This window comes from Sneathiella sp., from assembly GCF_036844445.1.
Taxonomy (GTDB): Bacteria; Pseudomonadota; Alphaproteobacteria; order Sneathiellales; family Sneathiellaceae; genus Sneathiella.
This window is the reverse complement of sequence record NZ_DAIUFV010000001.1, coordinates 64,254-78,305: the sequence shown is the minus strand read 5'-3', so window position 1 is coordinate 78,305 and position 14,052 is coordinate 64,254. Positions and strand designations below refer to the sequence as shown.

Below are 14,052 nucleotides of genomic sequence, written 5' to 3'. Positions count from 1 at the left end.
TGTGTATACCGCACCGCAGCAATACCTCATTGATTCTAATCAAATGAAGTCGAAATCAGTCAATGGCTGGGGGTGTGGGAATGTGTCGCCGGTTGACGCAGCGTTAGACAGCCTTGGAATGCCGCGCGGTTCCGCCCGCAAGATAACTGTCAAAAACTGCGCAGATGGTGCGAACAAGCAAACGTCCCTCGGGTAGAACTTTTAATCTGTTGCCGTCAAAATGAAGCAGTCCCTCTTCTGCAAAAGGGGCAAGCGCCGCAATTTCCGGTGCAAAATAGTCAACTGCCCGTTCGAATGATCGGGTTATCGCCTGAAGATCCACTTCGAAATCACACATCAGCCGTTCGATAACCTGCGCCCGCAGACGATCATCCTCCGTCAGGGCAATTCCCCGCACGATGGGCAAACGGCCGGCCGCAACCATTTCTGCATAGGAATGCATGGGGACTGCATTCTGTATATAGCCTTGTGGCAAGCGTCCAATGGCCGAAGCACCTATGCCGATCAGGGCGGCGGCATCATCAACCGTATAGCCTTGAAAATTCCGTTTGAGCCGGCCCGCATCCAGCGCCATGACCATCGCGTCATCACCGCGCGCAAAATGATCAAGGCCAATCTGGCGATATCCGAGGCCAAGGAGCCTTTCGGTGGCCTGCTGTGCCTGGCGATAGCGGGCGTCACTACCCGGCAGTTCCTCCTCCCGGATCATCTTCATGTGATTTTTCATCCAGGGGACATGAGCATAGCCGAACAGCGCGATCCTGTCCGGCTGAAGCGTATGAGCAAGGTCAATCGTGTTCAGGACCTCCCGCTCTGTCTGACGCGGCAGGCCGTACATCAGATCGAAATTGATCTGGTCAATTCCCGCCGCGCGCAAATTCTCCGTCACCTGCTGCGTCAGTTCGAATGACTGAATGCGGTTGATCGCCCGCTGCACATCGGGGCTGAAGTCCTGCACCCCGAGACTGGCGCGATTGATCCCGGCGGCGGCAAGGGCTGCGATCTTTTCCGCAGTGATTGTCCTCGGGTCGATCTCGACCGCGAGTTCCGCCGTGTCCGTGATATCGAAGCGGTAGCGGAGGTCGTTCATAATTTCGGAAAAATCTTCCGCCGACAGCATGGTCGGCGTGCCGCCGCCCCAGTGAATGTGCGAAATACTGAACCGGCCGGGCAACTTGTCGGCCACCAGGGCGATCTCCGCGCGAAGATCCGCCGCATACCGGGCAACCGGATCATAGCGGGCGACCACTTTAGTGTGGCAGCCGCAGTACCAGCACATCTCCTGACAGAAAGGCACATGCAGATAGAGGGAGAGAGGATGGGAAGGGTCAAGCTCCCGCAGCCACTTTTCATAGAGATCGCCTGTTATCGCAGGCGTGAAATGCGGCGCCGTCGGATAGCTGGTATAGCGCGGAACGGACTGCTCCCGCCGCATTGCCGTGACAGACATCATCACTCGCCTTCCGCCAGCAACTCAAGCGCTGATCTGTTGGTAATCCGTATGGAATGTGTCGACGGCACGGTGATGACGCCGAGATTCTTGAGCTTTGTAATCGTCCGGCTGACGGTTTCGATAGTCAGCCCGAGATAATCGGCGATATCGCTTCGCCCCATCGGCAGGATCACTTCCAGCGTCTCGCCCTCGTCGCTCCTCTGCTGGCTCGCCCGGTTGATCAGAAAGGTGGCGATCTTTTCAATCGGCGTCTTGCGGCCGAGCAGGATCGCATGCTGGCGAAGGTCGCTCAGCTCCTTGCGGATCATGTCCATCAGCGCATCGCGCATCGCCGGAATGCCGTCAACGTAGCTGTCCATGACCTTGATGGGGATCTGGCAGACGATGGTATCGCAGACCGCCTCGGCATCGGATTGATAATATCCGCCGCTATGCTCGCCGATGATCTCGCCCGCTGATTTGAACGCCGTCACCTGGCGGCGGCCGTCATCGAGCAGATTGGCCAGGCGGATCTCCCCGGTAACGATCGTGAAGATATATTTCGCCTCTTCAAACTCGCGATAGACGGACTGGCCGCCCTTCACCGGGCGAAGCCGGACATAGCGGCCGAATACATCCCGATCGGCGGCGGTCAGGCTGGAGCAGATCGCCTGTCGGTGCATGGTGCAGGTGGAACAGGCAACCTTGCTCGAGGCATGCTTTTCATACATGTCGTTGAATGTCGACAGATTGTAGCACACGCTCGGCGCTTCGCTCTCACCTGCAGGCCGGGGCTTTGCAGCCATCGTTTCCATCATGTCGCCTACCTCCTACCATCGTTCGATAAATGTGCGATCACGGCTTGCCTGCATATCTCAGGCTTTGTCACACACGGCCATGCGGTGTGATGACGCAGGGGTTAAATTCACATAATAAAACCGTAAAAAAGCGTCCGGCGCAGCAATTTTTGGCCATTTTGCAGGCTTCTTGACAAAAAATATCCCCGGCAGCGGCATTTTGCCACAGCCGGGGAATGTTGTCGAACTCAGTTTATGGATCTCAGGACCGGTTGCGAATCGCGCCTAGAGACGCAGGAGGTCCGTCGCGACATCGAGCGGCACCGGCGCATCACTCAGCAACAGATTGCCGGCCTCGACCTCGAAGCGGTCATCGCCGTTGGTCAGCGGATCCGCAGCCCGCAGCCGGGTATCGACGACCAGCCGGGAGAGCAGCAGACGCCGTGCATCACCGCCCGCCTTGCCAAGGATCGTCCCCTCGCGCGCCAGCAGCGTCGCCGTGGTCGCATGATACAGCGCGTTCGACGCCTGACGCGCCTTGATTTCGTTCCCGCTCGCGGCAATTTCACCGGCGAATTTCCGGGCCCGGTCGATAAGGCCGGCAAGCTCGCCCGCATACTGGCCGGGGAGTCCCTCGGTCGCGTCCAGCTGCTTTTTCAGGTCATCGGCCAGCGCATCATGCGCCCCGGCCTTGGCGATGGCGCGCGTCGTAACGTCGAGCGCGTTGATGTTCGATGTTCCTTCCCAGAGAAGGCCGGTATGCGCATCACGGACAAGACGGGCGTTGACCCAATCCTCGATAAAGCCGTTGCCGCCCCGCACCTCCAGCGCGCCCGTCGCTACGGTGACGTTATCGCGGCAGGCGCGGAATTTGAGCAGCGGCGTCAGGATGCGGTTCAGCCGCTTTGCGCCCTCATCGCCATTTTCCGCCTCATGCAGAACCTTGGAGACATGCATGATCATGGAGAGAACCTGTTCGGTCGGGACCATGATTTTCAGCAGCTGACGACGGAGAAGCGGCTTGTTGATGATCGTCTCGCCGAATACGTCGCGGCTCCGCGCCGCAATCATCGCCTCGTTCAGGCAGCGGCGCATCATGCCGGCGGCCCGCACGCCGTGCGAAAGGCGCGACATATTGACCTGATCCATCATCTGGCGAAGGCCCGGGTTGGCTTTTGCCCCGACATCACCGAAGGCGTAGGCGCGCGCGCCCTCGAAAATAATTTCGCCCGACGCCATCGACTTGGTGCCCATCTTGTCCTTCAGCCGGACAATCCGGTAGGCGTTGCGCCCGCCGTCATCAAGGAAGCGCGGCACCGCGAAGATCGCGAGGCCGGCGTTACCCTCCGGCGCGCCCTCGGGACGCGCAAGCACGAGGCAAACCTCCGCATCGGCGTTGGAGCAGAACCATTTATCGCCGTAAAGCCGCCAGACGCCGTCCTCCTCGCGCGCCGTGACAGTAAGGTTGGCAACCTCCGATCCGCCTATCTTCTCGGTCATGAACTGGGCGCCGCGGTAAAGCTCGTCCATATTCTGGCTGTGCATGCGCGGCAGGAACTTCGCCTTTGCATCTTCCGGCCCATAGCGCTCCAGCAGCATGGCCGAGGTGTCGGCAAGCGAGATCGGGCACATCAGGCCGAATTCCGATTGGGTGAAAAGATACTGGAAGACATATTTCGCCATCGGCGGGACTTTCGTCGGCCAGCCATGCACGCCTTCGCGCCGCGACATGCAGTGAATGCCGAAATCGGCGTAGGCAATCTTTTCCATCTCGCGGTAGGCGGGGTGATACTCGATCCAGTCCTGGTTGCGACCGCGCGCATCACGCGGATGCAGCACCGGCAGGTGACGGTCGCAGATGCGCGACAGCTCATCGAGCCGATTGCCCGCGACCTCGCCAAGCTGCCGGTAGATCGGCGTCATATGTTCGCGGAGATCATCGGGCAGATAGATCTTCAGCAGGTCCTGAAGATTGCTGTCGATATCGAAAAAGTTGAGGCCATGGCAATCGCGGGCGATCCAGTCTTCCAGCTCGCGCTCTTCCCGTGGCTTGATCTTGATTTCCATATTCATCGTCACACTCCCAAAATTCCTCAGGCCCCGCGGCCATTTCGATGCTGCCCGTATCTTGCGCCGTCATCCGCGGATGGACAACCGATAATTCAGCGGTGTATGATTGAGAAAAACTCAATCATGTCACGGGATGAATATGCTTCAAATTCCTTCATCTTCCGGGCTGCGCGCCTTCGAAGCCGCCTGCCGGTATTTGAGCTTCAATCAAGCAGCCGAGGAACTTGGCGTGACGCCGGGCGCGGTCAGCCGGCAAATCCAGACGCTCGAACATTATCTTGGCAAGACGCTGTTCCATCGCCATCACAAGCGGATCGAGCTGACGGCGGTCGGCCGGCAGTATCTTGCCGAGATCACGCTGCCGCTCGAGAAAATCGCGGCCGCGACGGCCCGGCTGCGCAGCGAGACGCGGCGCAACGCGGTCTCAATCTGCGCCTATCCGACCTTCGTTCTGCGCTGGCTCATTCCGCGCTGGGCCAATCTTTACGAGCGGCATCCCGATATCGACGTGCAGCTTGTCACCTCGCTCAACCCGACGGACTTCGAGCGCGACGATTTCGACCTCTCGATCCAGATCCTGCCAGAAGGCGCAAGCCTCACCGGGATGCGGGTTGACAAGCTGCTCGATGTCCTCACCTACCCCGTCTGCAGCCCGGAGATGGCCGAAAGATTTGCGGTGCCAGGCGATCTCCGCCACGCCGTTCTGCTGCATGAAAGCCCGCGCCCGACCGATTGGGCGCGCTGGTGCGCCGCGGCGGGCCTTCACGATATCGATACGAACAAAGGCCTGCATTTCGAAAGCGCCAACATGGCGCTGCACGCGGCGGAAAACGGTCTCGGCGTCGCCATCGGGATCGAGGCGCTGGTGAAGGATTCGATTTCCGGCGGGCAGCTTGTCCGGCTTTTCGATGTCGCGCGCCGCTCGAACCAGCCGTTTCAGATCGTCTCCTCGGCGCGCAAGGCGGACCGGCCGAAACTCCGGGCAGTGCGCGAATGGATGCTTGAGGCGGCCGGGCAATCCGTATAAAATTCACGGCGAAACAAGGAATTAACCCAACCGCGCAGAAACTGCGGACATCAGGGGAAGGGGCGGATATGGCCTGCTTGCAAAGCGACAGCATTTTTCTTGGCAAGACCGATGACGGCGCGGGGGAGAATGAATATCTGCCGCTCAAATGGGGCAACCGTCACGGCCTGATTGCAGGCGCAACCGGCACCGGCAAGACGGTAACCTTGCAGGTTCTCGCCGAAGGCTTCTCGGCCGCCGGCGTGCCTGTATTCCTCTCCGATATCAAAGGCGATCTGTCGGGTCTCTGCCGCCCCTCCGCGATGGAGGAGTTTCTCGGCAAACGCGCCGCCAAGATCGGCTTTGCGGAAGAATATGCGGGCGCCGCCTTCCCGACCGTATTCTGGGATCTTTTCGGGGAGCAGGGCCATCCCGTCCGCACGACAATTTCGGAAATCAGCCCGCTGCTGCTCTCGCGCATGCTGGAGCTCAACGACACACAGGAAGGCGTCATGAATATCGTCTTTCGCGTCGCCGATGAGCAGGGCCTGCTTTTGCTCGACCTCAAGGATTTACGCGCGCTTTTAGGCGTCGTCAATGAACAGCGCGCCGAGATCTCGACGGTCTATGGCAATGTCTCGCCGCAATCGATCGGCGCCATCCAGCGCGGGCTTTTGCGGCTCGAGGATCAGGGCGCGGATAAATTCTTCGGCGAGCCGGCGCTCGATCTCAAGGACTTCATGCGCACCGACCGCGAGGGACGCGGCATGATCAATATCCTCGCCGCCGACCGGCTGATGAACTCGCCGCGCCTCTATGCGACATTTCTGCTCTGGATGCTCTCGGAACTGTTTGAGGAACTGCCCGAGGCCGGCGATGCCGACCGGCCGAAACTCGTTTTCTTCTTCGATGAAGCGCATCTCCTCTTTGACGAGGCGCCGAAAGTCCTCCTCGACAAGGTGGAGCAGGTCGTGCGTCTCATCCGCTCCAAGGGCGTCGGTATCTTTTTCATTACGCAAAGCCCGGATGATATTCCGGATTCGGTACTCGGCCAGCTTGGCAACCGGGTGCAGCACGCGCTCCGCGCCTTTACGCCGAAGCAGCAGAAGGCGATCCGCCTCGCCTCCCAGACCTATCGCCCCAACCCCGCCTTCAAGGTGGAGGAAGTGATCACCACGCTTGGCGTCGGCGAAGCGCTGGTCTCGACGCTGGAGAACAAGGGCGAACCCTCGATCGTCCAGCGCACGCTGATCCGCCCGCCCTCGTCACTGCTCGGGCCGGTCAGCGCCGAGGTGCGCCGCGCCGTTATGGGGGAGAGCCGTCTTGGCAGCAAGTATGACGAGACGGTCGATAATGAATCGGCCTATGAGATCCTTCAGGCGCGGGCGGAGAAAGCCGCCAAAGTCGCCGAGCAGGAGGCCGCGGCAAAGGCGGCAGAGCCGAAGCCCGCGGCGCGCGCCTCCAACCGCCAGAGCGTCGGCGAGGCGGCGGTCAAGTCGATCACCCGCGCCGTCAGCTCCTCGCTCGGGCGAAGCATTGCAAATGCGCTGGTCCGTGGTATTCTCGGCGCGCTGAAACGAAAATAGCTTAACGGAACGGAAGGACGGCGCGCCGGGCGCGCTGACGATATATGAAAGCCACCATCATCCCCGTCACGCCCTTTGCCCAGAACTGCAGCCTGATCTGGTGCGAGGAGACCATGAAGGGCGCCGTGACCGACCCCGGCGGCGATCTTGACCGCGTGCTGGCTGTCGCAGAAAAGGAAGGCGTGACGATCGAGAAAATTCTTGTCACGCACGGCCATCTCGATCATGCCGGCGGCACGGAAGAACTCCGCCGCAAGCTGAACGTGCCGGTCGAAGGACCGCATAAGGACGATCTCTTCCTGATCGAGCAGCTGCCGGCGCAGTGCGAGCGCTACGGCTTTCCGCCCGCCTATGTCTTTACGCCGGACCGCTGGCTGGAGGATGGCGATACGGTCACCGTCGGCAACGAGACGCTGACGGTTGTGCATTGCCCCGGACATACGCCGGGCCATATCGTCTTTATCAACGAGACGGCGCGCCTTGCCGTTGTCGGCGACGTGCTCTTTCGCGGCTCGATCGGGCGCACCGACTTCCCGCGCGGCAATTATGACGATCTGATCCATTCCATCCGCAACAAGCTCTGGCCGTTTGGCGACGACATCACCTTTATCCCCGGCCATGGCGACACATCGACTTTCGGATGGGAGCGGAAAACCAACGCTTTTGTCGCGGACCTGATATTTGGCTGATCCCGGTCTTCGGCGTTGACCTCCCGCGGGACCGCAGCGGGAGAGAGCCTTGCGGGAACTCTGCGGGACATTTCCAGATAGTTGTCTATTATCGGTAACTTGCGTTATGGGAAATTCCCGACATTAGCGGCACAAACTGGGAGGAGATATCATGAGAAAGCTTTTTGGCCTGTCCCTGGTCGCGGCCATGGCCGTGGGCGGCGCATTCGCCGCGCAAGCTGCGGAAGTCACCCTGACCGTTCATCATTTCCTTAGTCCGAAGGCCCCGGCGCAGACGAAGATGCTGGAGCCCTGGGCCGAGCGCGTCGCAAAGGCCTCCAATGGCCGGATCGAGGTGAAGATCTTCCCGTCCATGGCGCTTGGCGGCAAACCGCCGGAGCTCTATCAGCAGGTCCGTGACGGCGTCGTCGATATTGTCTGGACGCTGCCGGGATATACGCCGGGCGTTTTCCCGCGCACCGAGGTTTTCGAGCTGCCGACCGTGCACAGGGGCGATGCGCGCGCGACCAACGCCGCCATTCAGGAAATCTTTCCGATGATCGCCGAGGACTTCAAGGATGTGAAACCGTTGCTGGTGCATGTTCACGCCGGCAATGCGCTGCATACCGCGTCAAAGAAGGTCACCTCCCTTGACGATGTCAAAGGCATGAAGATCCGCACCCCGTCGCGCACGGGCGGTTGGATCATCGAGGAATGGAGCGCCGATCCGGTCGGCATGCCCCTCCCCGACCTTTCCCAGTCTCTCTCCAAAGGGATCGTTGAAGGAGCGCTGGTTCCATTCGAGATCTTTCCCCCGATGAAACTCGCCGAGCTCACGAAATATTCCCTCGTCGGCGGCGGGAATGAGCGGTTCGGCACCTCCACCTTCCTGTTCGCAATGAACCAGAGTCGCTATGACCAGTTGCCGGATGACCTGAAGAAGGTAATCGATGACAGCATCGGTCCCGCCTTCTCCGAAGAAATGGGTATCGCATGGAACGAGGTCGAAAAGCCGGGCGAAGGCATGCAGATCGACTCAGGCGGCGAAATTCTTCATCTTGACGCCGACGCCAAGGCCGCGTTCGATGCCGCCGGCGAGCGGGTCGTCGCCAAATGGATTGAGGAAGCAAACGCGCGCGGCGTCGACGGCGCTGCCCTTGTTGAAGCCGCCCGCAAGGCGGTCGCCAACAACAGCAACAGCAACTGACGCGCGGGGTTTCGCATCGGGGAAGTGTGACGAATGTCGAAAGCGCTGGATCAGATTGCTTCGGGCTGGGCCCTGCTTGCCGGAATTCTCACCTTCCTCATCATTGCCGTCACCACAATTAACGTTGCCGCCTTCGGGCTCGACAGGCTGGCGCGGCTGATGGGCGCCCATGTCAGCGGCCTCGCTGGCTATGAGGATTTCGTGCAGCTCGCGCTCAGCGCCATCGCCCTTATGTTCTTCCCCTACTGCCAGAGCCAGAAAGGCCATGTCGCCGTCGATCTCTTTGTCGACAGGCTCTCCCCCCGCGTTCAGCGCGGTCTTGAAACAATAACGCTGCTTCTGACTGTCGCGGCGGCGCTGTTCCTTGCCTACTGGATGACCCTCGGCATGATTTCCGCCTATGAGGATCACGCCCTCTCGCCCATTCTCGGATGGTACAACTGGCCGTTCTATATCCCCGGCATCCTCTCCCTGATCCTCTGGGCCGGGGTGGCGGCCGAGCAGCTTGTCGGAGGAGTTCAGCGGCGTGGGCGGTGAAACAATCGGTCTCCTCGGGCTGCTGGTGCTGTTCCTGCTGCTGGCGCTTCGCATCCCTGTCGGTCTTGCCATGCTGCTCGTCGGCATCGGCGGGAACTATGTTCTAAGCCTCGTCCTCCCTTACCTGCGGTTTGAACCTTATCTCTATCAGTTCAAATCGCTGCTGTGGAATGCGATGGCGAATTATGACCTCTCCGTCGTGCCTCTCTTTATCCTGATGGGATATCTGGCCGCCAACGCCAACCTCAGCCGGGATCTCTTCCAGGGCGTCAATGCCTTTTCAGGACGGTTTCGCGGCGGCGTTGCGATGTCGGCGATCGGGGCCTGCGCGGGCTTCGGGGCCGTCTGCGGCTCGTCACTTGCCACCGCCTCAACCATGGGCCGGGTCGCGCTGCCGGAGCTCAGGCGACTTAATTACGCGCCGGGCTTTGCAACCGGCGTGCTCGCCGCCGGCGGCACGCTCGGCATCCTCATCCCGCCCTCCGTCGCGCTGGTCATCTACGCGACCATTGTCGAAGCCTCGATCCTTGAGATGTTCCAGGCGGCGATCCTCCCGGGAACGCTGGCAGTTGTTTTCTTCGTGCTGACCATTTTCGTTCTTGTCCGGGTCCGGCCCTCGCTCGCGCCCGACGCCATCCCGATGGCGGCGGAGGAGCGCCGCCACGCAATCCGCCGCCTTGTCCCTGTTGTGGTTATATTTGGCCTGATTATCCTCGGCCTCGGCTTTGGTCTTTTCACGCCGACGCCGGCGGCGGCGATCGGCGCATTTCTGATCCTTGTCTATGGTCTCTACCTGCGCCGCCATGGCGAGGGGCTGACGCTTGCAAGCATCAAAAGTGCGCTGCTCTCAACCGCCGTCACCAGTGGCATGATCTATTTCATCCTGTTCGGCGCGGAAGTCCTCAAAGGCTTCTTCACGCGGGCCGGGCTCCCCGAAGCCCTCGCGAGCTGGGCCGCGGCAAGTGCGCTCGACCCGATGATGATCATGCTCCTTATCCTGTTGGCGCTGATCGTTCTCGGCTGCTTCATGGATTCGCTTTCCATGATCCTCGTGGTCGTGCCCTTTCTCTGGCCCGTGCTTGTCGAGATTAACGGCGGCGACTATGTCAGCGCAGGCGAGGCGGCCTTCGGGATGGGCACGGACGATCTCAAGATCTGGTTCGGCATCCTCGCGCTGATCGTCGTCGAGCTCGGGCTGATCACGCCACCCGTCGGGCTCAATGTCTTTATCATCAACGCCCTCGCAGGCGACGTGAAGATGGCGGAGACCTTCAAGGGCGTCCTGCCGTTTTTCGGGATGGAACTCGTCCGCACCGGACTGATTCTTGCCTTCCCCGCCCTCTCCCTGATCGTTCCGCGCCTGCTGTCGGGCTAGCGCGCAAGCGGCTTGAGCCAGCTTCTGACCGACTCTTCCCGCCCGCGAATGGCCTGCAGGCCATTTTCCACAAAGCCGAATTCCGCGGCGATTGCCTCCCCGCCGGCGGCCGCAACGACATCGGCGCTCACCACCGTTTCGGCGTCCAGCACGCGCGTCAGGGATTCGAGGCGGCTTGCCACATTCACCACATCGCCCAGCACCGCATATTCCAGACGCCGCTCCGATCCGATATTGCCAAGAATGACCGTCCCGTAATGAATACCGACCGAGAGGCGGATGGGCGTCTTCCCTTCCTCGCGCCGCACCGCATTCCAATCGGCGATGCGCCGATGCATGGCGGCAGCGCTTTTGAGTGCGTTCAGCGCATCCTCCGGTGTCGTTTCAGGGGTGCCGAACGTCGCCATCAGCCCGTCGCCGAGAAATTTGTCGAGCGTCCCGTGATACTCGAAGACGCAGGCCTCCATCCGGGCATGAAATTCGCGCAGTAGACGGACCGTTTCATCCGCGCTTGTCGTCTCGGCGAGCTTCGTGAAACCGACGATATCCGCGAACAGAACGGCGACCGGCTGCTCGCGCACCAGGCTGAAGGGATTGTCGAGGCCGGCGAGGCCATCCACAATATTCGGTGGGAAATGGCGCGACAGGTTGGCGCGCTCGCGCGCCGCTTCCGCCTGTCGGATCAGCAACCGGTTGGACCGCCAGCCGTTCAGCGCCAGCATGCCAGCGACGAGGACAAAGACGATGATCTCCTGCAGGCGCGATTCAAAAAGAATGCTTCCCGGATCGACAAGCGCAAGAATATCGGGCTGGCCAAAGAGGACGGCGCGGACATTCTCCGTAATTTCCGGAATCGGGTCGGGTTGGCTTCGCGCCCAGAAATAGGCCCCGAGCCAGACTAGTACCGTAAATACCGTGACCGGAACCAGCGTTCGCCACGAATAGGCAAGAGTCACGCCGGCCAGCAGGATGAAAAAATAAATGAAGGTGCCGTATTTAAACTGCATGGCGATAGACCACACGTGATCGTTCAGCGGGTTCGGGACCACGATCACAATAGTCATCAGCAGCATATCGAGCAGGATAAGTCCGAGTTCGAGGTGCGAGCGCTCGACCCGGGCCGCCTTTGCCTGCGCCCAGCCAATCAGCAGAAACCCGAGGATCACCGCTTCATAATAAAGTACAGACCATTTGGGATTGACGTAGATGAGAAACACGGCAATGACGAGGAGCGAAATGGTCCGCGCCTGGATCGCCATCATCTGGCCGCGCCGCTTGTTTTCCGCAAGCGCTTCGTAAAGATACCGATTGCTCGTGATATCGGGTATTTCCTCCGCCGCGCGCCGCCACTGCCAGCGCTCCGTTCTCCCCATACCTGCTTCAGCCATCGCTTTCCTCGCTCGAATAGTGCAGCGTTCTGCCATATGCGTCGCGTGGGCGGCGCGAGACGCTGCCGCTTATGTTACCGGATATAATCCCGTCCAGCTAGCGGGCGTTGGGGCTGACGATCCGAATATCACCGGCGCCGTAGCTATCGAGGTGGATTTCCATGGCACCAAACTGCGTCGTTCGCTGCAGCCGCACCGGAACAATGCGGCCGTCTCCTGCGGGATCCGCAACCCAGACGACAGCCTGGTGGTTTTTCTGATCGACCGTCTGATTGACGGGGAAGCCGCCCATCGGCGTAAACTCGACACGGCATCCGGTCGCCATGCCGGAGAATACCGAGTAGGCCGACGCCCGGAACATGCGTGCCGGTACATCGGTGAGCGTCACGTCATAGCGGCGATGACCGTCGAATACCGGCAATGTGGTTTGGCATCCCTCCCCCCGCTCCAGCCGATGCATGACGGTGAGAATGGCCGACATCGGGTCGATACTGTCGGTCAGGCTGGCGGGGTCGATGGGGGTAAGCTCACCCGCCGCGGGCGGCCGCCCGCCGGTCTTCTCAACCTTGACCGTGCCGTCCGGCGCATACTGCATTGTCACGATGCGCTCTTTATCCCGCCATTTGCTGGTATGGTGATGCTGGCGCGGCAGGAATTCGCCGAGCGCGACGCGCCCTTGCGTCTCCCCGCTCGCCACCCAGGTGACCAGCCAGTCGAAGTTGCGGTTGGTGGTCGCGGCGCTCCGGATAACATAGCTGTTGTCGCTCTGGCTCAGCTCGACGTCGACTTTGCCAAGCGGGAGACCGCCGAGATAGACGGAGTAATGCAGCCGCATATCATCCGCCGCCTGCGCCGTGCCGATGAGCAGGCCGGCGCCAAACAGGGCGCCAAGGAACAGCTCGCGCGCCTTTCTGGCCAGTTGGCTTTTTTCTGTAAACATGTGCTTTCATCCCTTCCGGCTTACGGGAGATGGATAAGCAATGTAGCCTACGCGTGATTTTTGGCTTTTCAAAGGCGCGTGACGCCGGCCCGTCAGCTCATGAAATAGATCCCAAACAGGACCAGCCCCATGACAAGCCGGTAATAGACGAACGGCATGTAGCCGATCTTCTCGATCCAGCGCATCAGCAGGCTGATGCAGAGGAAGGCGACGATGCAGGAGATGACCGCCGCAAGGAGCGCATCGAGGCCGACCTCGACATTGCCCGCCTTGATCATGTGATAGGTCGCAAGCGTTCCCGCGCCAAGAATAGTCGGGATCGACAGCAGGATCGAAAAATGCGCCCCGTCCGTCCGGTTGAAGCCGCGCATCCGCGCCGCTGTCATGGTGATGCCCGATCGGCTTGTTCCCGGCAGCAGGGAGAGAACCTGAAACAGCCCGATGACGAAAGAATCGACCCAGCTCATATTGCGGAGGCTGCGGGTCACGGGGAAAAATTTATCCGCATAGCCGAGGAGTGCGCCGAAAATGATCGTCGTCGCGGCGACAAGCAGGAGGGAGCGAAGCTCGTCGCGGAGGAAATAATACATCAGCCCGCCGACAAGGATAATCGGGATACTCGCGTTCAGGATATGCCATCCGAGCCGGCGATCTGCCGCCGCCCCCGCCGCCGTCGGCTGCAGAAAGGCCCGCGCAAGGGTGAAGATATCCTGGCGAAAATAGGTGACAACCGCAACAAGGGTGCCGACATGCACGGCGATATCAATGCTTTGCCCCTGATCCTCCCAGCCGAGCAGGATGGGCAGCATCAGCAGGTGACCACTCGAAGAAATTGGCAGAAACTCCGTGATGCCCTGAACCACCGCCAGCACAAGTATATGAAAAAACGGCATACTAACCCTTCATGACTTCAGGACATCTCGACAGCGACGCGCACCCGGTTCCACGCAAAGGACAACAACTGTACGATCCCCGGGCAATAGTAAATGGCGAAGGAGACTATATCGTTCTATTGTTAAAAAAAAGATTATAATAAACGGAGGAAC

General features: G+C 60.4%; 12 protein-coding genes. 6 read left to right on the top strand and 6 right to left on the bottom strand.

The window, feature by feature from the left end; genetic code table 11:
- Nucleotides 1-103: 103 nt before the first annotated feature.
- From hemN to V7Z56_RS00320, 3 genes are all read right to left on the bottom strand, one after another.
- Nucleotides 104-1,453: an oxygen-independent coproporphyrinogen III oxidase gene (gene hemN / locus V7Z56_RS00330; protein ID WP_334127342.1), complete on the bottom strand. Its 1,350-nt coding sequence runs from the start codon at nucleotides 1,451-1,453 to the stop codon at nucleotides 104-106.
- Complete coding sequence (locus tag V7Z56_RS00325; RefSeq protein ID WP_334127341.1) at nucleotides 1,453-2,250, bottom strand: helix-turn-helix domain-containing protein; 798 nt, start codon at nucleotides 2,248-2,250, stop codon at nucleotides 1,453-1,455. Before V7Z56_RS00325 ends, hemN begins: the two co-directional genes overlap by 1 nt.
- 264 nt (nucleotides 2,251-2,514) lie before the next feature.
- The gene (locus V7Z56_RS00320; protein ID WP_334127340.1) at nucleotides 2,515-4,302 is read right to left on the bottom strand and encodes an acyl-CoA dehydrogenase family protein; all 1,788 of its coding nucleotides are present in this window, start codon (nucleotides 4,300-4,302) and stop codon (nucleotides 2,515-2,517) included.
- 136 nt (nucleotides 4,303-4,438) lie between these two features.
- Between V7Z56_RS00320 and V7Z56_RS00315 the strand changes: the two genes are divergently transcribed.
- The 6 genes from V7Z56_RS00315 to V7Z56_RS00290 all read left to right on the top strand — a co-directional run bounded on the left by V7Z56_RS00315 (nucleotide 4,439) and on the right by V7Z56_RS00290 (nucleotide 10,678).
- Nucleotides 4,439-5,326: a LysR substrate-binding domain-containing protein gene (locus V7Z56_RS00315; RefSeq protein WP_334127339.1), complete on the top strand. Its 888-nt coding sequence runs from the start codon at nucleotides 4,439-4,441 to the stop codon at nucleotides 5,324-5,326.
- A gap of 68 nt (nucleotides 5,327-5,394) precedes the next feature.
- Nucleotides 5,395-6,891: a helicase HerA-like domain-containing protein gene (locus V7Z56_RS00310; protein WP_334127338.1), complete on the top strand. Its 1,497-nt coding sequence runs from the start codon at nucleotides 5,395-5,397 to the stop codon at nucleotides 6,889-6,891.
- Nucleotides 6,892-6,935: 44 nt separating this feature from the next.
- Complete coding sequence (locus tag V7Z56_RS00305; RefSeq protein ID WP_334127337.1) at nucleotides 6,936-7,580, top strand: MBL fold metallo-hydrolase; 645 nt, start codon at nucleotides 6,936-6,938, stop codon at nucleotides 7,578-7,580.
- A gap of 151 nt (nucleotides 7,581-7,731) precedes the next feature.
- On the top strand, nucleotides 7,732-8,766 hold the full coding sequence (locus V7Z56_RS00300) for a TRAP transporter substrate-binding protein (protein ID WP_334127336.1): 1,035 nt from the start codon (nucleotides 7,732-7,734) through the stop codon (nucleotides 8,764-8,766).
- Between the two features lie 33 nt (nucleotides 8,767-8,799).
- Complete coding sequence (locus V7Z56_RS00295) at nucleotides 8,800-9,303, top strand: TRAP transporter small permease (RefSeq protein ID WP_334127335.1); 504 nt, start codon at nucleotides 8,800-8,802, stop codon at nucleotides 9,301-9,303.
- Entirely contained in the window at nucleotides 9,293-10,678 is a 1,386-nt protein-coding gene (locus tag V7Z56_RS00290; protein ID WP_334127334.1) for a TRAP transporter large permease, read from the top strand. Before V7Z56_RS00295 ends, V7Z56_RS00290 begins: the two co-directional genes overlap by 11 nt.
- On the opposite strand, the gene V7Z56_RS00285 is transcribed toward V7Z56_RS00290, so the two are convergent.
- The 3 genes from V7Z56_RS00285 to V7Z56_RS00275 form a co-directional block, all read right to left on the bottom strand.
- On the bottom strand, nucleotides 10,675-12,066 hold the full coding sequence (locus V7Z56_RS00285; protein WP_334127333.1) for an adenylate/guanylate cyclase domain-containing protein: 1,392 nt from the start codon (nucleotides 12,064-12,066) through the stop codon (nucleotides 10,675-10,677). The two genes, V7Z56_RS00290 and V7Z56_RS00285, sit on opposite strands and share 4 nt — an antisense overlap.
- A 97-nt stretch (nucleotides 12,067-12,163) precedes the next feature.
- Nucleotides 12,164-13,006, bottom strand: coding sequence for a DUF3108 domain-containing protein (locus V7Z56_RS00280; RefSeq protein WP_334127332.1), 843 nt, complete (start codon nucleotides 13,004-13,006; stop codon nucleotides 12,164-12,166).
- 92 nt (nucleotides 13,007-13,098) lie between these two features.
- Nucleotides 13,099-13,899, bottom strand: a complete 801-nt coding sequence (locus V7Z56_RS00275) for an undecaprenyl-diphosphate phosphatase (RefSeq protein WP_334127331.1) — start codon at nucleotides 13,897-13,899, stop codon at nucleotides 13,099-13,101.
- Nucleotides 13,900-14,052 lie beyond the last annotated feature (153 nt).

What these genes read in the sequence shown, in the direction of transcription:
- hemN (WP_334127342.1), bottom strand. Translation starts at nt 1,453, where the DNA reads ATGATGTCTGTCACGGCAATGCGGCGGGAGCAGTCCGTTCCGCGCTAT.
- V7Z56_RS00325 (WP_334127341.1), bottom strand. Translation starts at nt 2,250, where the DNA reads ATGATGGAAACGATGGCTGCAAAGCCCCGGCCTGCAGGTGAGAGCGAA.
- V7Z56_RS00320 (WP_334127340.1), bottom strand. Translation starts at nt 4,302, where the DNA reads ATGAATATGGAAATCAAGATCAAGCCACGGGAAGAGCGCGAGCTGGAA.
- V7Z56_RS00315 (WP_334127339.1), top strand. Translation starts at nt 4,439, where the DNA reads ATGCTTCAAATTCCTTCATCTTCCGGGCTGCGCGCCTTCGAAGCCGCC.
- V7Z56_RS00310 (WP_334127338.1), top strand. Translation starts at nt 5,395, where the DNA reads ATGGCCTGCTTGCAAAGCGACAGCATTTTTCTTGGCAAGACCGATGAC.
- V7Z56_RS00305 (WP_334127337.1), top strand. Translation starts at nt 6,936, where the DNA reads ATGAAAGCCACCATCATCCCCGTCACGCCCTTTGCCCAGAACTGCAGC.
- V7Z56_RS00300 (WP_334127336.1), top strand. Translation starts at nt 7,732, where the DNA reads ATGAGAAAGCTTTTTGGCCTGTCCCTGGTCGCGGCCATGGCCGTGGGC.
- V7Z56_RS00295 (WP_334127335.1), top strand. Translation starts at nt 8,800, where the DNA reads ATGTCGAAAGCGCTGGATCAGATTGCTTCGGGCTGGGCCCTGCTTGCC.
- V7Z56_RS00285 (WP_334127333.1), bottom strand. Translation starts at nt 12,066, where the DNA reads ATGGCTGAAGCAGGTATGGGGAGAACGGAGCGCTGGCAGTGGCGGCGC.
- V7Z56_RS00280 (WP_334127332.1), bottom strand. Translation starts at nt 13,006, where the DNA reads ATGTTTACAGAAAAAAGCCAACTGGCCAGAAAGGCGCGCGAGCTGTTC.
- V7Z56_RS00275 (WP_334127331.1), bottom strand. Translation starts at nt 13,899, where the DNA reads ATGCCGTTTTTTCATATACTTGTGCTGGCGGTGGTTCAGGGCATCACG.